Source organism: Paraburkholderia sartisoli (assembly GCF_900107685.1).
In the GTDB taxonomy this organism is placed as follows: Bacteria; Pseudomonadota; Gammaproteobacteria; order Burkholderiales; family Burkholderiaceae; genus Paraburkholderia; species Paraburkholderia sartisoli.
The window spans coordinates 538,482-555,978 of record NZ_FNRQ01000003.1 but is presented as its reverse complement, the minus strand read 5'-3'; the positions used below and the strand labels follow the sequence as shown (position 1 = coordinate 555,978).

The 17,497-nt window shown below is 62.6% G+C and carries 16 protein-coding genes, 1 tRNA gene and 1 pseudogene; 14 read left to right on the top strand and 4 right to left on the bottom strand.

The window, feature by feature from the left end:
• The first annotated feature begins 44 nt into the window (after positions 1 to 44).
• The 10 genes and pseudogenes from BLV45_RS13800 (at position 45) to BLV45_RS13755 (ending at position 9,340) form a co-directional block, all read left to right on the top strand.
• The gene (locus tag BLV45_RS13800) at positions 45 to 392 is read left to right on the top strand and encodes a DUF4212 domain-containing protein (RefSeq protein WP_090533797.1); all 348 of its coding nucleotides are present in this window, start codon (positions 45 to 47) and stop codon (positions 390 to 392) included.
• 4 nt (positions 393 to 396) lie between these two features.
• Positions 397 to 2,415: a sodium:solute symporter family protein gene (locus BLV45_RS13795; protein ID WP_090533795.1), complete on the top strand. Its 2,019-nt coding sequence runs from the start codon at positions 397 to 399 to the stop codon at positions 2,413 to 2,415.
• 95 nt (positions 2,416 to 2,510) lie between these two features.
• Positions 2,511 to 2,600 (top strand) — tRNA-Ser (locus BLV45_RS13790).
• A gap of 786 nt (positions 2,601 to 3,386) precedes the next feature.
• Positions 3,387 to 4,004, top strand: coding sequence for a PAAR domain-containing protein (locus BLV45_RS13785; protein WP_090533793.1), 618 nt, complete (start codon positions 3,387 to 3,389; stop codon positions 4,002 to 4,004).
• Positions 4,005 to 4,006: 2 nt separating this feature from the next.
• Entirely contained in the window at positions 4,007 to 4,732 is a 726-nt protein-coding gene (locus BLV45_RS13780; protein ID WP_090533791.1) for a peptidoglycan recognition protein family protein, read from the top strand.
• Positions 4,733 to 4,752: 20 nt separating this feature from the next.
• Positions 4,753 to 5,046 (top strand): hypothetical protein, encoded by a 294-nt coding sequence (locus BLV45_RS13775; protein WP_245753234.1) that lies wholly within the window; start codon positions 4,753 to 4,755, stop codon positions 5,044 to 5,046.
• Between the two features lie 317 nt (positions 5,047 to 5,363).
• A pseudogene (locus BLV45_RS27865) lies at positions 5,364 to 5,617 on the top strand (RrF2 family transcriptional regulator); the annotation flags it as partial.
• Between the two features lie 374 nt (positions 5,618 to 5,991).
• The gene (locus BLV45_RS13765) at positions 5,992 to 7,242 is read left to right on the top strand and encodes a YbfB/YjiJ family MFS transporter (RefSeq protein ID WP_090533788.1); all 1,251 of its coding nucleotides are present in this window, start codon (positions 5,992 to 5,994) and stop codon (positions 7,240 to 7,242) included.
• Between the two features lie 203 nt (positions 7,243 to 7,445).
• Positions 7,446 to 8,234 carry an SDR family NAD(P)-dependent oxidoreductase gene (locus tag BLV45_RS13760; protein ID WP_090533787.1) on the top strand — a complete coding sequence of 263 codons (789 nt, stop codon included), beginning with the start codon at positions 7,446 to 7,448 and terminating at the stop codon, positions 8,232 to 8,234.
• 164 nt (positions 8,235 to 8,398) lie between these two features.
• A complete protein-coding gene (locus tag BLV45_RS13755) occupies positions 8,399 to 9,340 on the top strand; it encodes a recombination-associated protein RdgC (RefSeq protein WP_090533786.1) in 942 nt (313 codons plus the stop codon).
• Positions 9,341 to 9,395: 55 nt separating this feature from the next.
• On the opposite strand, the gene BLV45_RS13750 is transcribed toward BLV45_RS13755, so the two are convergent.
• A complete protein-coding gene (locus BLV45_RS13750) occupies positions 9,396 to 9,803 on the bottom strand; it encodes a cupin domain-containing protein (protein ID WP_090533784.1) in 408 nt (135 codons plus the stop codon).
• A gap of 256 nt (positions 9,804 to 10,059) precedes the next feature.
• On the opposite strand from BLV45_RS13750, the gene ahpC reads away from it, so the two are divergent.
• Both ahpC and ahpF read left to right on the top strand, forming a co-directional pair.
• On the top strand, positions 10,060 to 10,623 hold the full coding sequence (ahpC, locus tag BLV45_RS13745) for an alkyl hydroperoxide reductase subunit C (RefSeq protein ID WP_090533782.1): 564 nt from the start codon (positions 10,060 to 10,062) through the stop codon (positions 10,621 to 10,623).
• Positions 10,624 to 10,775: 152 nt separating this feature from the next.
• A complete protein-coding gene (gene ahpF, locus BLV45_RS13740) occupies positions 10,776 to 12,371 on the top strand; it encodes an alkyl hydroperoxide reductase subunit F (protein ID WP_090533778.1) in 1,596 nt (531 codons plus the stop codon).
• 292 nt (positions 12,372 to 12,663) lie between these two features.
• Here the strand turns inward: ahpF and BLV45_RS13735 are convergent, their stop codons facing one another.
• The 3 genes from BLV45_RS13735 to BLV45_RS13725 form a co-directional block, all read right to left on the bottom strand.
• Complete coding sequence (locus tag BLV45_RS13735; RefSeq protein WP_090533776.1) at positions 12,664 to 14,766, bottom strand: 2Fe-2S iron-sulfur cluster-binding protein; 2,103 nt, start codon at positions 14,764 to 14,766, stop codon at positions 12,664 to 12,666.
• Positions 14,767 to 14,831: 65 nt separating this feature from the next.
• Positions 14,832 to 15,452 carry a glutathione S-transferase family protein gene (locus BLV45_RS13730; protein ID WP_090533774.1) on the bottom strand — a complete coding sequence of 207 codons (621 nt, stop codon included), beginning with the start codon at positions 15,450 to 15,452 and terminating at the stop codon, positions 14,832 to 14,834.
• A 171-nt stretch (positions 15,453 to 15,623) separates the two neighbouring features.
• Positions 15,624 to 16,526 (bottom strand): LysR substrate-binding domain-containing protein, encoded by a 903-nt coding sequence (locus tag BLV45_RS13725; protein ID WP_090533772.1) that lies wholly within the window; start codon positions 16,524 to 16,526, stop codon positions 15,624 to 15,626.
• 186 nt (positions 16,527 to 16,712) lie between these two features.
• Between BLV45_RS13725 and BLV45_RS13720 the strand changes: the two genes are divergently transcribed.
• Together BLV45_RS13720 and BLV45_RS13715 are read left to right on the top strand one after the other, a co-directional pair.
• On the top strand, positions 16,713 to 17,093 hold the full coding sequence (locus tag BLV45_RS13720) for a DUF5594 family protein (RefSeq protein ID WP_090533770.1): 381 nt from the start codon (positions 16,713 to 16,715) through the stop codon (positions 17,091 to 17,093).
• A gap of 74 nt (positions 17,094 to 17,167) precedes the next feature.
• Positions 17,168 to 17,476: a hypothetical protein gene (locus tag BLV45_RS13715; RefSeq protein ID WP_090533768.1), complete on the top strand. Its 309-nt coding sequence runs from the start codon at positions 17,168 to 17,170 to the stop codon at positions 17,474 to 17,476.
• Positions 17,477 to 17,497: the final 21 nt, after the last annotated feature.

The window sequence follows — 17,497 nt, the reverse complement described above, 5'->3', positions numbered from 1 at the left end:
ACAATCCTTATTGCCTGAGCAGTGGCTTTTTGATACACAGGCGCATGGCCGCGCCAAACCACACCGCTCATCAAAACATCAATCCACTGCCCGAACCGCCGCCGGTCTCGGCAGCGCTGGCGCGCGCGCATCGGCGCTACTGGCGTTTCAACCTCTGGCTGATCGCGGCGCTCATGGCGATCGGTTTCGTCGTTTCGTTCGTCGTGCCGATGGCGGCGGGCCGGCTGGCCGGCGTGCGTTTCGCCGGTTTCAGCCTGCCGTTTTATATGGGCGCGCAGGGCGCGATTCTGGTCTACCTCGTGTTGATCGCCGTGTATATCGTGCTGATGCAGCGTGCCGATCGCGTGTTGCAGGCGGCACGCGAAGCCGACATCGCGAGCGGGGAATCCTGAGCCGATGAAGCTGACCCATCGACTCATCCTTTCATACGCGCTCTATACGCTGGGCTTTCTCTTTTTCATCTACGTGTTGTGGCGCGTCGAGCGCGCGACCGGAGCGGGCACGTGGATCGGCTACGTGTTCCTGTTCGTGCCGATTGCCGTCTATGCCACCATCGGGCTGCTTTCGCGCACGTCCGATCTCGTCGAATACTACGTCGCGGGGCGGCGCGTGCCGTCCGCGTTCAACGGCATGGCGACGGCTGCGGACTGGCTGTCGGCGGCTTCGTTCATTGGCCTTGCCGGCTCGCTTTACGCCACCGGTTACGACGGCCTTGCCTATATGATGGGGTGGACGGGCGGCTACTGCCTCGTCGCGTTCCTGCTCGCGCCGTATGTGCGCAAGCTCGCGCGCTACACGATTCCCGACTTTCTCGGCACGCGCTTTTCGAGCAACGCCGTACGCGGGCTTGCCGCGTTCTCCGCGATCCTGTGTTCGTTCGTCTATCTCGTCGCGCAGATTCAGGGCGTCGGGTTGATCGCGACGCGCTTTATCGGCGTCGATTTCTCCATCGGGATTTTCTGCGGGCTGGCGGGCATTCTCGTGTGTTCGTTTCTCGGCGGCATGCGTGCGGTGACGTGGACGCAGGTCGCGCAGTACATCATCCTGATCGTCGCGATCCTGATTCCGGTGTCGATGATCGCGCACAAGGACGGACTCGGCTGGGTGCCGCAATTCAACTACGGCCGGCTGATGGAGCGGGTCGAGACGCTCGAGCGGCAGGTGCGCGACGCGCCGCCCGAGCAGACGGTCCGCGACAACTTCCGGCGGCGCGCGGCCGACATGCAGGCGCGGCTCGATGCGCTGCCGCAGTCTTTCGTCGACGAGAAGAGCCGGCTGACGCAGGAAATCGCCGATCTGCGCCGGCACAACGGACCGCTGCGCGACATCAACGAGCGCGAGCGCGCGCTGGCGGCGTTTCCGCGTGACGCCGTGGCCGCGCACGGCATATGGACGCAGCAGCGCGACGAGATGCTGCTGCGCGCGTCGGCGCCCGTGCCGATGTACGAGGCGTTTCCTGCCGTGAGCGGAGAAGACAGCAACCTTCATCGACGCAATTTTCTTTCGCTGCTGCTGTGCCTTTCGCTGGGGACGGCGAGTCTGCCGCATATTCTGACGCGCTATAACACGACGACATCGGTGGCGTCGGCGCGCAGGTCGGTGGGGTGGACGCTCTTTTTCGTCGCGCTGTTCTATCTGACGGTGCCGGTGCTCGCGGTGCTGATCAAATACGAAATCCTGTCGAACCTCGTCGGGCATCGATTTGCCGATCTGCCGCAATGGGTGATGCAGTGGCGGCGGATCGAGCCGTATCTGATCGGTATTTCGGACATGAACGGCGACGGCATCGTGCGCTGGAGCGAGATCCAGATGCAGCCCGACATGGTCGTGCTCGCGGCGCCGGAAATCGCGGGGCTGCCGTACGTGATGTCGGGGCTGATCGCCGCGGGCGCGCTGGCGGCGGCGCTTTCCACCGCCGATGGCCTGCTGCTGACGATCGCGAACGCGTTGTCGCACGATGTCTACTATCACATGGTCGATCCATCGGCATCGAGCCAGCGGCGGGTGACCATCTCGAAGATCCTGTTGCTTGGGGTCGCGCTGTTTGCTTCGTACGTGGCTTCGCTGAATACGGGGAATATCCTGTTTCTGGTGGGCGCCGCGTTTTCGATCGCGGCTTCGAGTCTGTTTCCGGTGCTGGTGCTGGGCGTGTTCTGGAAGCGCACGACGCGTCGTGGCGCGGTGGCGGGGATGGTGGCGGGGCTCGGGGTGTGCATCTACTACATCGTGTCGACGTACCCGTTTTTCACGCAGCTGACGGGTTTCACGGGCGCGCACTGGTTCGGCATCGAGCCGATCAGCTCGGGCGTGTTCGGTGTGCCGGCGGGGTTTCTCGTGGCGATTGCGGTGAGTCTCGTGGACCGCAGGCCGGACGCCTGGACGCGGGCGCTGGTCGACTATATCCGGCATCCGTGAGGGTGTTGCCTTGCGGTGCTTTTTGCGGGTGTTTTACGCGCCGCGCAGGAGGATGTGGCGCGGGCCCCAGAGTTTGCTATAATCTGCCTCCCGCCGGAGAGATGGATGAGCGGTTTAAGTCGCACGCCTGGAAAGCGTGTATAGGTTAATACCTATCCGGGGTTCGAATCCCCGTCTCTCCGCCAGAATATCAAGCAGACAGGCCCTTTGGGGCCTGTTTTCGTTTCTGTCCGCGAAAGTACCCGCAAATCTGGAAAGTGCAGCTTTCCAGGGCAACGGTATCTGATGAAATCAAATGCTTGAGGCGTTCCACCGGGCATCGTTGTTGCATTGTGTCTCGCCGCGTTGCGATGCCTGGTGAGCAACTGCTTTCTGCCCGTTTCCCTGTGCCCGCCATCGCTACGATAGCGACATTAACGCGCCAACAGCTCACCGCTGCTCGAAGAAAAATTCTCTGCTGCGAATTACCGTATTGATGCCGTCAATCGACCGCATCTGCGTTGCCGAACACTGCGGGTGCGCGGCGGTGATAGCGCGAATTCCCTCGCTCGATTTTCGATAGCAAATAAAAGTCGACTGTGGCCGATAGCCCTGGCGACGGAACGGCGGCGGAGCCTGATCGTCGCGCTCGCGTCGCCAATCGCGTCCCAATACGCAAGGAGGTGAGCGCTTCCGGCTGGTCCCGTAATTTCGCACCGCCAACATCGATTAACCACTTCGCAAAGCCGCTTTACTTCTTTCCGGGTCGCAATCTTCCGTCCAAAAAACCATTCGCGAACCGACATCTCAAGGGCGTACCTGCGATAGCTTGACGCCCATCAGTGTCTGACGACTTTTGAGAAAACATCTGAATAACGACGGTTATCCTGACCAGATCGCCGTTCCAGTACGGCGTTCATTTACACATGAAACGTTAGCATGCCAAAACACTATGAATATGCCATTAGTGCCGTTTCCGGAGGTATAAGCAGATGACAGTTTTTTATGCGGCAGTGGAGGATGACCCGCTGACGAGCGGCAACGGGAGTCGGGTACACGCCAGTGGCAAGGTGGGCACGATCAAGGGCGAAGATGGCAGATCTCGCAGGATGGCTTTCATCGGCGATCCAGCGTGGTGCGTTGCCTGCCAGAGCATGGGGGTGATTGTCGGTGGAGCGCCGGTTCCGGAGAACCGCCGGATACTTGACCTGGTGAATGGCGGCAGGCGGCAGGCAGTCGGCGGGGATGAGGTCGCATGCAAATGTGCTATCGCCCCCCGGGTGATCGCGATGTACGGGCGAAAATTCATAATAACGGGCGTCAGCGCCAGCAAAAACCCTGGCGAGTCGAGCCGCGTTGCCACTGCAGCACCCTCATCCCGGGCCATGGACGAGCGGAAACATAGCTGCTGGTGTCTTGTGCAGGACCGTATTACTGGAGAGCGGATGGCCAATCGGGAGTTTGTTGCCGAAATTGCAGGCGTAAGACAGTCCGGAAAGACAGACGGACAGGGCTACGCGAAGATCGAGACCAACGGCGAGCAACAGTTCAACGTTCATGTCATCTTTTCGTCGCCGAAGCGCGTCCTGAAACCCCGTCAAGGAAAATAGCCATGGGGACGGATTACAACATTGAGCATTGGACATCGGCTTCTACGATGGCAGACAGCAGCAAAGACGATGCTGTCTTGATCAGGGTTGACGATCGGGCCGCGACGCGACAAGCGATCATCAACCACGTGAGACGAAACGGCATGAACTTTGTGGAACGATCACATTGGGCTGCGCACAAGAATCGCCCGGAGCGGATGCACGACGACTGGGATTACACCAGGATTGCCATACATCATGCCGGTCGTAGCTTCACATGTGGTCCTGCAGCGCTTCAGATGCAGGAAATCCAGGATATGCAAATGGGACGGAGCACGGCGGCGAGCGACGATATTGGATATCACTATGCGCTTGACTGTTTCGGTAATGTATTCGAAGGTCGGGATATCCGGTTCAAAGGCGAGAATGTTCACAACTACAACACGGGAGTTATTGGCATTGTGCTGCTAGAGAATTTGACGACTCCCGACGAAGGCCGCGATGGCGTCGCGGTAATCCGTAAGCTTTTCGATGCCATGGGTTTCAACGACCGGCCGCGAGTGCCCGAAAAACAAAAGCAGTCGCTTGAAGCATTCATCGCCATTTTGCGGGAATTCTTTTACATCAATACCCTTGGAGGTCACCGCGAATTCCCCGATCAACTGGGTGAGGGTAAGATTTGCCCGGGCAATGTTGGCTTGGCGCTCGTCAAAGAACTGCGGAAATTGACTGGCCTGAGGGCACCATGAATGCGCCACGGAAATGGATGATGGCAATTGCCGGTGCAGGCATTGTTATCGTGATGGTCTGCTATACAGGGTATGTCAATTCGTATCTCGATCACGAGACGCAAACCACGTTCTTCCTGAAGCGGTATCCGACGTTGCAGATGAAGTTCTACGACCCGTTTGCCAACGAAGGCGATGACGAGTCGATCGATCAGTTGCCGCCGATCGATCGAGCGCGCTTTGCTGATTATTGCAAATACCGGTTCGGAATTGTCGATCATGGCACCGAGGCGCTACAAGCGTGTAAAGCGAAAATTCCGGGCTATTTACAATAGGTGCGAATCAGAAACTGCGCCGATGATGAGTCGATTCGCGAAACGAGACAACATGGCCCACACTCGACCATAAAGCTCGTCGCGCAGATTCAAACGCGCGGTCCAGAAGTGGGGAGGCGAGATATCCCGATGCGTCTGACTCATCTCAGCGCGTTGTATTCCGAAGCGTGCCGATGTGAGCATCAGATCCCGCGGCCATCGCGATGAGTCGACCCAGTAGCCGTCCTGATTCGTTCAATCGCCTGACTATTGATAAACACGCCAAAACCGCGCTCTCCAAACTCCGATACGGCATGTCGAAGTAGAGTACGTCTCACATCGGCGCGGGCGTTGAATACGGCCTGCATTGCCTGATTTATTTAACGGAGCGGGTGTCCGGCGTTCCTGACACGAGTGTTCGCGATCTGGCCGAACTGCAAGGCGTGCCGGCAGACTACGTCGCGAACTTTTCACGAAACGGCACAAGGCGAATCGCGTTGTCGCGACTGACGGCACGAAGGGCGGTTTCGCGCTTGCACGACCGGCGGGAAAGATTTCGGTGCTCGACGTCGTCATCGCAATCGATGGTGACAACCGTCGACGCGATCACAACAGCGCCGAGCAGGCGAAACGGGCGCGTGACATACGCGCCCATGGCCTGAACGCGGCCAGCTTACACGACATCTCGAAACGCCGGCATCAAGCTCGTATGCAAGCGCGAGACGGCGCCCCCGCCTGTTCGCCTTCGGATCCGCGTTCCGCGTCGAGGGAATATGCGGCTACCCCCACACCACAATCACCTGCACGTTTTCGTGAACACAGTGTTCGCGCACACAATCATTGACGTGAGTGTCAACGATCGCTACGATGCAAACATTGTCATTCGTGTCAAAAATAACGACGAAGCGACATTCCGCCTTTTAAGCGCGCCTTCACGTCCTGCAGTTTTTGCGGAGAGCCCGGTTCATGTCCACTCCAACTTTTCTCGACACACCATCCGTGGCGAGTAACGCGGCCATCTGGCGGCATATTTTTGCCGGCCTGAGCGCCAGTCTTATCGGCATCGGTCTTGCGCGGTTTGCGTACACGCCACTGATCCCTTCGCTGATCCAGGCGCACTGGTTTTCAGCGTCCGATGTCGTCTACCTTGGCGCGGCGAACCTGGCCGGCTATCTGATCGGTGCGCTGATCGGCCGTCCGCTGGGGAGCCGCGTGTCGAACGTCCATACGTTGCGCGGCATGAAGGTGCTGATCACGCTGGCTTTTCTCGCCTGCGCGTTTCCGGTTTCGGTCGGCTGGTTCTTTGCATGGCGCCTGCTGTCCGGTGTCGCCGGTGGGGTGATCATGGTGCTGGTCGCGGCGACTGTTTTGCCGCACGTGCCGGGCGATCGCAAGGGCCTCGCGAGCGGCGCGGTGTTTCTCGGGCTTGGGCTCGGCATCGCGGCATCGGGCACGATCGTGCCATTGCTGCTGGAACTCGGCCTGCGCGCAGCGTGGATCGGTCTCGCGGTGGTGTCCGCCGTGCTGACCGCCGCGAGCTGGACCGGCTGGCCGACGAAGGACGCGCCCGCCGCAAAGGCCGCCGAAGTCGATGCGTCCAGCGCCGCGCCGGTCACATCGGGTGTGGAAACCAACGTGCTGTACGTCGAATACGCGTTGATGGCGATCGGTCTCGTGCCGACGATGGTGTTTCTCGTCGATTTCATTGCACGCGGACTCGGTGCGGGCGCGCACCTCGGGTCGCTGTTCTGGATCCTGTACGGGGTCGGCGCGATTTTCGGGCCGCCGGTGTACGGCGTTTTCGCGGACCGTCTCGGCTCACGCTCTGCACTGCGTGTGCTCGTGTTCGTGCAGGCGATCGCGGTCGCAGGGCTCGCGGTCTCGAGCAGTCACGTTGTAATCGGTCTGCTGACGGTTGTGATCGGCACGTTTCCGCCCGGCATCGTTCCGCTCATGCTGGCCCGCGTGCATGAAACCGCGCCGGGCAACGCTGCGAGGCAGAACGTGATCTGGAGTCGCGTCACGACCGCGTTCGCCGCGTTTCAGGCGCTGGCGGGCTACAGCTACTCGGCGATCTTCAATGGTAGCGGTGGAAACCATCGCCTGCTGTTCGCCATCGGCGCGACTGCGCTGGTGATCACGCTGGGTGTCGATTTCATCGCGCCGCTCTTTTCGCGCCAGTCGCGAGGTCAGGGCGCACAGGCGGGCGCGCGGTAACGGGTAACGGCGACGCAGCGACGCATGTATCGCGCCCCTGGGTATCTGTAACGTGGCGGAAACCGACGGCATCGACACGAGCGAAAAAGCTGCGGCAGCGCTACGATGGTGACCCTGCCTGGCGCATCGCGCGCCAGATCCGGACGTGCTTGACACACCGTACCGCGCGAGTGCGCCGGAATTTCTCTGGAGGAATCGTCTCGATGGATCTGCATCTCAAGGACAAACTCGCGCTCGTTACCGGCTCGACCAAAGGTATCGGGTTTGCAATCGCCACCGGTCTCGCACGCGAAGGCGCGCGCGTGATCGTCAATGGACGCGCCCAGCAATCGGTGGACGAAGCGCTGGCAAAGCTGCGCGCACAGCTTCCCGACGCGCGCGCTGAAGGCTTCGCCGGCAATCTCGCCGATCCGAAGCAGATTGCCGCGCTCGTTGAAAAGCATCCGGCCGTCGACGTGCTGGTGAACAACCTGGGCATCTTCGATCCGAAGCCGTTCGAGGAGATTCCGGACGAAGACTGGCAGCATTTCTTCGACACGAACGTGATGTCGGGCGTCCGGCTCTCGCGGGCATATCTGCCGAAGATGAAGCAGAAGAACTGGGGGCGCATTGTCTTTATCAGCAGCGAGAGCGGCATCCAGATTCCGGTCGAGATGGTTCACTACGGCGTGACGAAGACCGCTCAGCTGAGCCTGTCGCGTGGCATTGCAGAGAGTTGCGCGGGAACCGGCGTGACCGTGAACGCGGTGTTGCCGGGACCGACGAGTTCGGATGGTGTCACCGAATTCGCAACGAAGCTCGCGGCCGGAAAATCACTCAAGGAGTTCGAGAAGGAATTCTTCGAAACCGGGCGTCCGACTTCGCTGCTCAAGCGTTTCACCACACCGGAAGAAGTCGCGAACATGGTGGTGTATGTGTGCTCGGAAGCGTCTGCGGCGACGAATGGCGCGGCGTTGCGCGTGGATGGCGGCGTCGTGAGATCGGCGTTCTAGGCGGGTTGTTTTGGCAGTTGTTCACGGTACGCGCGGTCACGAAATGGGCGTTCAAAAGAGCGCCCATTTTTTATCAGGCTTTAAATGCACAACACGTCCGGTGACATCCGCGCGTGAATCGCACGCGCTCGTATAGAATCTTGCCCTTTGCCGGGCGCATCCACATGTGGTTCAAGAACCTTCAGCTTCACCGTCTTTCGTCCCCGTGGTCCATCACTGCTGAGCAGCTCGAAGACGCCCTCGCGGCGCACGCGTTCCAGCCCGGCAGCAGCGTCGAGATGCAGCGCCAGGGTTGGGCGCCGCCGCGCGGCACCGACAATGGCGAGAGTGGCCCGCTCGTCTACTCGAATCATCGCCAGATGCTGCTCACGTTTCGCTCGGAAAAGAAGCTGCTGCCCGCATCGGTGGTGAACCAGGTCACGAAGGCGCGCGCGCTCGAGATCGAGGAACAGCAGGGCTACAAGCCCGGCCGCAAGCAGATGAAGGAGATCAAGGAGCAGGTCACCGACGAACTGCTGCCCCGCGCGTTCAGCATCCGGCGCGACACGCGCGTGTGGATCGACACGGCCAACGGCTGGCTCGTCATCGACGCCGCCGCGCAGGCACTCGCCGACGACGTGCGCAGCCTGCTCGTCAAATCCATCGACGGCTTGCCGCTCGCAAGCGTGCGTGTCGCGCTCTCGCCGGTGGCGGCGATGACCGACTGGCTACTCTCGGGCGATGCGCCCGGCGGCTTCACCGTCGATCAGGACGCCGAGCTGCGCTCCGCGGGCGAGGGCAACGCGACGGTGCGCTACGTCGGCCACGCGCTCGAAGCCGACGACATGCGTCGCCACATCGAGGCAGGCAAGCAGTGCATGCGTCTCGCGATGACCTGGAACGACCGTATTTCGTTCGTGATGACGCCCTCGCTCGTGATCAAGCGCGTCACGCCGCTCGACGTCGTGAAGGAAGCGCCGGACCCGACCGCGCAGAACGACGACGAACGCTTCGATTCAGACTTCGCGCTGATGACGGGCGAACTCGCGCAGATGTTCACGGACCTCACCGACGCGCTGGGCGGCGAACACAGCGAAGCCGCGATGCCGCAGGCAGCCGCGGCCTGAGAAGCGCGAACCCGTTTCAGCAAGATCGGCAGCTTCCGCGGGCAAACGCCCGTATTCAGCCTTCGACGGACGGATCGTACGGCACGATCTGCTCGGTTTCGTCCGCGAGGGTGCGCGCGACGATCGCTCTCGCGGGCGTCGTCTCGCTCAGGTTGAACGGCTGATGCGGCACGCCCGGTGGGATAAACAGGAAATCGCCGGCCTCGGTGATCACCGATTCGCGCAGCCCCGCGCCGTAACGCGTCTCCACGCTTCCTTCCAGCACATAGATGCCCGTCTCGTAGCCGCGATGCGAATGCGGTTCCGCATGGCCGCCGGGCGGCACGGCGATGAGATACATCGACAGTTCGCGCGTGCCGGCCGACCGCGCCGACAACCCCACGAAGTACGGAAGCCGCTGTTGCGTGGCAATTTCCCGGTCGGGCCTGACCTTGACGACCGACTGTGGCGTGGCATCGCTCATGTGTGACTCCTGCTGGAATTGGCGCGTGCGGCGCGTTTCAGGGCTGTCTCATGCCCCAACGGCCGGCCAGAGCGTGCCAGAACGCGGAAAAGCCCGGCAAATGCACGTCTCAGCCAGAAATTCTACGCCCGGGACGTGTGCGGCCTGATCAATAGCAAATGCAAATCACGATGATGAAAACAATCAACTTTAACTATGTATCTGCTCCAGGCACAATGACCTCACTTTCTCCACCACGCAAACAAAGGACTCAACGATGCCTATCATCAACAGCCAGGTTAAACCGTTCAAAGCAACCGCCTATCACAAGGGTGAATTCGTTCCGGTGACGGAAGAATCGTTCAAGGGCAAGTGGTCTGTCGTGGTGTTCTACCCGGCCGACTTCACGTTTGTGTGCCCGACCGAACTGGGCGACCTGGCCGATCGTTACGCCGAATTCCAGAAGCTCGGCGTCGAAATCTACAGCGTGTCGACCGATACGCATTTCACGCACAAGGCATGGCACGACACGTCGGACACGATCGAAAAGATCAACTATCCGATGATTGCCGATCCGACGCTCGCGATCTCGCGCAACTTCGACGTGCTGATCGAAGAAGAAGGTCTGGCCCTGCGCGGCACGTTCGTGATCAACCCGGAAGGCGAGATCAAGCTGTGCGAAATCCATGACAACGGCATTGGCCGCGACGCAGGCGAACTGCTGCGCAAGGTGCAGGCCGCGCAATACATCGCCGCGCATCCGGGTGAAGTCTGCCCCGCGAAGTGGACGCCGGGCGCCGAAACGCTGACCCCGTCGCTCGACCTGATCGGCAAGATCTAAAGCCCACGTCACGTCGCAGCACGCGCCATACGCGATATGGCGCGTGCCTGCGCGGGTGCTTGCGTGCCAATGCACGCAGCGGCCCGGCTCTCTTCGCCTCGCAGCCCGCAGCACACGGCGCCCGCCATCCCCGTTACGGAATCCACAAGACCATGCTCGACGCCAATCTCAAGACCCAGTTGAAAACCTACCTCGAAAAGGTCAGCCGGCCGATCGAGATCATCGCTTCGCTCGACGACAGCGCCAAATCACAGGAACTGATCGCGCTGCTGAACGACATCGCTTCGCTGTCGGACCGTGTTGTGGTGATCGAGCGTCGCGGCGACACCGAGCGCAAGCCGTCGTTTTCGATCGGCGAGCCGGGCAAGGACACCGGCATCCGCTTTGCGGGCATTCCGATGGGCCATGAGTTCACGTCGCTGGTGCTGGCGCTTTTGCAGGTCGGCGGCCATCCGGTGAAGCTCGATGAACCCGTGATCGAGCAGATCCGGAACCTCGAAGGCGATTATCGGTTTGAAACGTATTTTTCGCTGTCATGCCAGAACTGCCCGGAAGTCGTGCAGGCGCTGAACGTGATGGCGCTGATCAACCCGCGCATCCGTCACGTCGCGATCGACGGCGCGCTGTTCCAGAACGAAGTCGAGGCACGCCAGATCATGGCGGTGCCGACGATGTTCATGAACGGCGAAGTGTTCGGCCAGGGCCGTAGCGGCGTGAAGGAAATCCTCGCGAAGCTCGACAGCGGCGCGGGCGCACGCGCCGCGAAGGAACTGGAAAAGAAGCCGGTATTCGACACGCTGATCGTCGGCGGCGGCCCGGCGGGCGCGGCGGCTGCGATCTACTCGGCGCGCAAGGGCATCGTGACGGGCGTCGTGGCGGAACGCTTCGGCGGCCAGGTGCTCGATACGCTCGCGATCGAAAATTTCGTGTCGGTGAAGGAAACGGAAGGACCGCAGTTCGCCACCGCGCTCGAGCAGCACGTGAAGAGTTACGAAGTCGACATCATGGACGTCCAGCGTGCCGAAGCGCTGGTTCCGGGCCGCATTCACGAAGTGCGTCTTGCGAACGGCGCGGTGTTGAAAGCGAAGACGATCGTGCTGGCAACCGGCGCACGCTGGCGCGAAATCAACGTGCCGGGCGAGCGCGAGTATCGCAATCATGGCGTGGCCTACTGCCCGCATTGCGACGGCCCGCTCTTCAAGGGCAAGCGCGTCGCGGTGATCGGCGGCGGCAATTCGGGCGTCGAAGCGGCGATCGACCTGGCCGGCATCGTGCGCGAAGTCACGCTGATCGAATTCGGCGCACAGCTGCGTGCCGACGAAGTGCTGCAACGCAAGCTGCGCAGCCTCGCGAACGTGACGATCGTGACGCACGCACAAACAACTGAAATCACGGGCGACGGCAAGAAGGTCAATGGCCTGGTCTACCAGGACCTGCGTTCGGGCGAACCGAAGCGCGTGGAACTCGAAGGCGTGTTCGTGCAGATCGGCCTCGTGCCGAATACCGAATGGCTGAAGGGTACGGTTGAACTGTCGAAGCACGGCGAGATCGTGGTGGACGCGAAAGGCGCGACGTCGGTGCCGGGCGTGTTTGCCGCCGGCGACGTGACGACCGTGCCGTTCAAGCAGATCGTGATCGCGGTCGGCGAGGGCGCGAAGGCGTCGCTTGGCGCGTTCGATTATCTGATCCGTCATTCCGTCGAAGAAGAAGCGACGGTGGACAGCGAAGAGGCCGTGCTCGTAGGATGATCGCGTAGGGCACACGACACGCGGCGGGCTTCGGTCCGTTGCGTGGCGGAAAGAGGGCGTCTGACGGGTGGCGGTGAATGCCACCATCTGTCAGACGCCTTTTTGCATGGCATACGTTCGCACAGGAAACGCAGGCATTGTCGCCACCTTTTCGCGGGCGCTAATACAGGTTCAAAAAGGCAACTAACGGTCCGATCCTTCCGGCGACTGCCTTCTGGCGAATTCGGACAGGGCAGTGGTTAACCGGATCAAATCGCACCGCTCGCCCAAACCCGTTTGCCAGAACCCTGGGTCACAGATCCAGTTGAAGGCGAACCGGCGTTTCAGCGCCGGCCTCAACCGCTGCAGGCACGGCACAGCAGATCAAGACATCACCCGCGGCCACTTCCACCGCAGGCGCGACCGGATACGCCACCGCGCCTTCCAGAATCCGCGTCCGGCAGGTGCCGCAACTGCCGCCACGGCAGCTGAATTCCGGCGCGAGGCCGCGCGCTTCCGCGAGTTCGAGCAGCGTCCCGGATTCGGGCGTCCAGCGTGCTTCCTTGCCCGACCTCATGAACACGACCGGCACGGCAACCTGCGCGGGCCGCGCCGCCGGCTTGACCGCATCCGTTGCATCCGCATCCACTTTACGCACCAGCGACGCCGGCCCAAACGCCTCCGCATGAACGCGTGCATCGGCGACGTTCAGCCAGCGCAGGCCGTCATAGACGCTCTGCATGAACGGCGCCGGACCGCAAAGATAGAAGTCGTAGTCGTTGAACGGAAGCCTGCGGCTCAGCATCGCCACATCGATACGGCCGGCTTCGTCGTAATCCTGCGATTCGAGTGCGCCGTCGGTCTGGCTCAACACGCGGATCACGCGCACCGCGCCGCCGGCCGCCTGTTCGAGCGCGGCGATTTCACGCTCGAACGCGCGTTCCGCCTTCGAGCGCGCCGCATACAACAGGTACGTCGTGCGGATGCGGCGCGTGCGAAGCCCTTCATAGACGACATGCCGCAACATCGCGAGCATCGGCGTAATGCCGACGCCCGCGGCAAGCAGTACAGCCGGACGGCGCTCCGCGGCATCGATGATGAAGCTGCCCGCCGGGCTGCGCGCCTCGATCACGTCGCCGGTGGAGAGCGCGTCGTGCAGATACGACGACACGCGTCCTTCGCGCTTCACGCTGATCCGGTAGAGACCATCGGAAGGCGCGACCGACAACGTGTAGGTGCGCAACACCGGTCGGGTTTCGCCAGGCAGCGTCACGCGTACCGGCAGATGCTGACCCGCGGCATGTGGCACGAGCCCCGCACCGTCGGCCGGTTCCAGATGAAACGAACGGATCGTCGCGCTTTCGTCGACGACGCGCGCGATCTTCATCGGCCGCCACGCGTTAGCGAGCGACGCGGCCTTCAGACGGCTCGCGGCTTCGTGCCAGTCGCCCGTGAGCAGCGCGTTCGGCGAGGCGCCGTCGCGGCGTTTCGTCCAGCGCAGCGGCAACGCGCCACCGCGAAACACCGCGCGACGCGTCGTGAAGCGCCAGAGCCTTTCGGCACCCTGAAATGCCGCGATTTCCGGCGAATCGAGAATGACTTCCGCGTCGCCCGTGAGCTGCAGCAGGTCGCCGGTTTCGAAATCGGTGAACACGAGCCCGGCCTTCGGATTGACCAGAAAATTGCCGAGCGTATTGAAGAACAGGTTGCCGGCGAAATCGGGAACCGTCAGCACGCCGTCGTCGCCGATGCGCACGAAGCCCGGCTTGCCGCCGCGATGCGAGACGTCGACCTGGCGTTGCGTCACGCCGTCTTCGTCGCGATCCACGTACGAGGCCACGAAAAACGTATCGGCGCCGCGAATCAGCGCGCGGGCGCGTTCGTCGAGATGGTCCGCGTATTGCGGCGCGATGCTCGCGGGCATCGCCGCGTCGCGAACGAACTCAAAGTCGCGCAGCGTGATGTATTGCGGACAATTGCCGAAGCTCGTGCCGACGAGCAGATCGAATCCGCTCGCGTTCTCGCGTCGCACCGTGCCGTTCAGCCGGTTGCGCCGGCGCGTCACGAGATCGATGCCGAGCAGCGCGATTGCGTGGCCGTCTTCCATGCCGCTGTCGGCGGGGTCCAGCGCGTCACGCGCGTTGCGGATGTGCAGCGTGCGCGCATCCGGCGAATGCATGAAGCCCGGCTGGCCGGCGCGCACGGTTGCCCACACGTCGCCGGCCGGATCGACCGCGCCGAGCATCACGTACGGCAGGAGCGGATAGAACGCACGATGTTGTTCCGGCAGAAAGTCGCGCAGCACGCGGCGGCCGGTTTCGTCCATCCGTTTGTCGACGCCGGTTTTGCGCTGGATGGCGAGCTCGCCTGCGTGCCACGGCGAACGTGCAGGCGTTTCAGGTGCTTCGATCATCATGGCAGCTCCCGGCAAGGCAGGCGTTCGCGTGGACAGGGCGCATCCACGCTCGAAGGCTCAAACGATCAGGCGGCTTTCGCGGCGAGCCCGACTGGCGACTGCGCGAACGGCACGAAACCCGGCAACGCCTCGACGCGGCCGAGCCACGCCGTCACGTTCGGATACGCGCCGAGGTCGACGTTGCCTTCCGGCGCGCGGGCGACGTAGCTATAAAGCGCCACGTCGGCAATCGAACGATGCGCGAGCGCGATCCACTCACGCCCTGTCAGTTGCGTTTCGATGCGCGCGAGCAGGGTGTGTGCGCGGGCGATCACTTCATCGGCGTGGAGCTGCGCGCCGAACAGCGTGACGAGACGCGCGGCGGCGGGGCCGAACGCGAGGTCGCCGGCGGCAACCGACAGCCAGCGCTGCACGGCCGCGGCCTGCCGCGGCTCGACGGGCAGCCAGTCGGTCTTGCCGAAGCGGCTCGCCAGATAGACCAGGATCGCGTTCGAATCGGGAATCACCGTGTCGCCATCCACCAGCACCGGTATCTGGCCAAACGCGTTGAGCTTCAGGAATTCGGGCGACTTCTGTTCGCGCTTCGTCAGGTCGACTTCGACCAGTTCGTGTTCGATGCCGAGCAGCGAAAGAAAGAGGCGTGCACGATGCGCATGGCCAGACAGCGGGTGGTAGTAAAGCTTCATTCGGTTCTCTCCGGACGGATTCAGGTGGGACGGATCAGACAGCGATTGCAGTCTAGGCGTCGTCGTCACGGGTTTGAATCCGTCGCGCGGAGAATTGACCATTCGCGAAACGAGAAGAGTGCGGGGAAAGGCCACCGTATGGGCGTTTCAGCCCGGGCAGCGGCGCAACCGCTACGGGTTGAGCGAGTCGTTCGAACGCAGCGTTTCGATCGCGAGATCGACGAACGTGCGGACCTTGCGCGTGACGTGGCGTCCTTCGCGATGCATCACGTTGATCGGCAGCGGCGGCGGTTCGAACGCCTCCAGCACGATCCGCAGCGTGCCGTCGCGCAGTTGCTGCGCGACCTGGTACGACAGCAGTTGCGTGAGCCCGAGGCCCGCGACGACCGCGCTGATCGCCGAATCGTTGGTCGTCGTGGTCATCCGCGGTTTGACGCGCACCGCGTGCCGGCGCTCGTCGCTGCCAAAACGCCATTCGGAGAGCGTCGACACGCCGCTTGCCGACACGATCGCGCGGCCGGCCAGGTCCTCGGGATGGCGGGGAACCCCGTGCTGCGCCAGATAATCCGGCGACGCGCACACCACGCGGCGAACCTGTCCGACGCGTACCGCCTGCATCGACGAATCCGGCAGGTCGCCGAGGCGGATCGCGACGTCGATCCCTTCATCGACGATGTTCACGACGCGATCGAGAAACCAGCAGCTGACGTCGACTTCCGGATACCGGCCGAGATAGTCGGTGACGATCGGCGTCACGTAGTACTTGCCGAACAGCATCGACGACGTGATCGACAGCAGGCCGCGCGTCGTGCCGTGCATGCTGGTGGCCGACTGCTCGGCTTCCTCGATGTCGGCGAGAATGCGGCGGCACCGGTCGGCATAATCGGCGCCGGTGTCGGTCATGCGCACCGTGCGCGTCGTGCGGGTGAGGAGCCGCACGCCCATCGCGTCCTCGAGTTCGCCCACCATGCGCGTCACCACGGAAGGCGACACCTTCAGCTTGCGGGCCGCCGACGCGAACCCGCCGGTATCCACCACGGTCAGAAAGGCAGTCATGGCTTGCAGGCGGTCCATGGGGTTCCTGTGGCGGCGCGTTGAATGAGGGGTGAGGGGGGCGGTGTGGCCCGGCAAGGGAAAAGGATATCCCAGGCCGGGGTGACGTGCGCCCCGGCGTGGTTAGACCCATGCAGCCCGCGCAGCCCGTTGCGCGCCGGGCGCCGATGAACGACACTGCCAGCCTGACCTCATCGGTGAACGACCATGAACCAGGAGACCGCCGCGCGCTTCGAGCACGATTTCGTACCGCGCATCACCGCCACGCTCGCGCGGATTTTCAGCGAACGCGTCCACGTCGACGTGATTCCGTATGGCGGCGCGCTGCATCCCACGCGGGTGCGCATCACCGCCGACATCCTGCCGGCCGGCCACGGCTATCCGTATCCGCTCGACGTTTCGCTGACGTGGGACAGCGACGCGATTCACGGCTTGCAGGCGCCGGGCGGCGAGGCACGCTTCGCCCGCTATCTCGACGCGTTGCCGCGCAAGCTCGACAACTGGCAGGGCGGGCGCGCGATCGATTTCGGCTCGCGCTCGCAGGCGGAACCGTCGATATTGATTGGCGGGCTCGATTTCGAGGCGTGACGCAGGGCTGCGCCGCCGCTTGTGCCGGGCGGCCGTCATGCTACGATCTGACGGTCAGGACGATGGAGATGGCCATGGCTACGTACGCTGTTGACGCTGTACGCATCAACCCTGCTAACGACCGCGTCACGCACGTGCGCTGGGCGCTCATCAATCCGAAGACCCACGAGTGGCTGTCACAGCACGAAATCGTCGAGGTGGACGAGGTCGTCAACGTGATCCGTGCGGGCAACCTGGTCTGGTCGCTCTACACGCTCGGCGGCATGCGGCTCCTCGGTCCGAAGATCAAGACCGTCTCGCACACGGACGGCCACGACGGCATCGATACGGATATACCCGGCGGCCACGTCGAAAAATCGATCGACGATCTGCCGCGCGTCTGAGTTTTTCGCCTTTTTCCCCGT

Bases quoted from the DNA above. Each gene is read 5' to 3' on its own strand.
- BLV45_RS13800 (WP_090533797.1), top strand. From the start codon at position 45: ATGGCCGCGCCAAACCACACCGCTCATCAAAACATCAATCCACTGCCC.
- BLV45_RS13795 (WP_090533795.1), top strand. From the start codon at position 397: ATGAAGCTGACCCATCGACTCATCCTTTCATACGCGCTCTATACGCTG.
- BLV45_RS13785 (WP_090533793.1), top strand. From the start codon at position 3,387: ATGACAGTTTTTTATGCGGCAGTGGAGGATGACCCGCTGACGAGCGGC.
- BLV45_RS13780 (WP_090533791.1), top strand. From the start codon at position 4,007: ATGGGGACGGATTACAACATTGAGCATTGGACATCGGCTTCTACGATG.
- BLV45_RS13775 (WP_245753234.1), top strand. From the start codon at position 4,753: ATGGCAATTGCCGGTGCAGGCATTGTTATCGTGATGGTCTGCTATACA.
- BLV45_RS13765 (WP_090533788.1), top strand. From the start codon at position 5,992: ATGTCCACTCCAACTTTTCTCGACACACCATCCGTGGCGAGTAACGCG.
- BLV45_RS13760 (WP_090533787.1), top strand. From the start codon at position 7,446: ATGGATCTGCATCTCAAGGACAAACTCGCGCTCGTTACCGGCTCGACC.
- BLV45_RS13755 (WP_090533786.1), top strand. From the start codon at position 8,399: ATGTGGTTCAAGAACCTTCAGCTTCACCGTCTTTCGTCCCCGTGGTCC.
- BLV45_RS13750 (WP_090533784.1), bottom strand. From the start codon at position 9,803: ATGAGCGATGCCACGCCACAGTCGGTCGTCAAGGTCAGGCCCGACCGG.
- ahpC (WP_090533782.1), top strand. From the start codon at position 10,060: ATGCCTATCATCAACAGCCAGGTTAAACCGTTCAAAGCAACCGCCTAT.
- ahpF (WP_090533778.1), top strand. From the start codon at position 10,776: ATGCTCGACGCCAATCTCAAGACCCAGTTGAAAACCTACCTCGAAAAG.
- BLV45_RS13735 (WP_090533776.1), bottom strand. From the start codon at position 14,766: ATGATGATCGAAGCACCTGAAACGCCTGCACGTTCGCCGTGGCACGCA.
- BLV45_RS13730 (WP_090533774.1), bottom strand. From the start codon at position 15,452: ATGAAGCTTTACTACCACCCGCTGTCTGGCCATGCGCATCGTGCACGC.
- BLV45_RS13725 (WP_090533772.1), bottom strand. From the start codon at position 16,526: ATGGACCGCCTGCAAGCCATGACTGCCTTTCTGACCGTGGTGGATACC.
- BLV45_RS13720 (WP_090533770.1), top strand. From the start codon at position 16,713: ATGAACCAGGAGACCGCCGCGCGCTTCGAGCACGATTTCGTACCGCGC.
- BLV45_RS13715 (WP_090533768.1), top strand. From the start codon at position 17,168: ATGGCTACGTACGCTGTTGACGCTGTACGCATCAACCCTGCTAACGAC.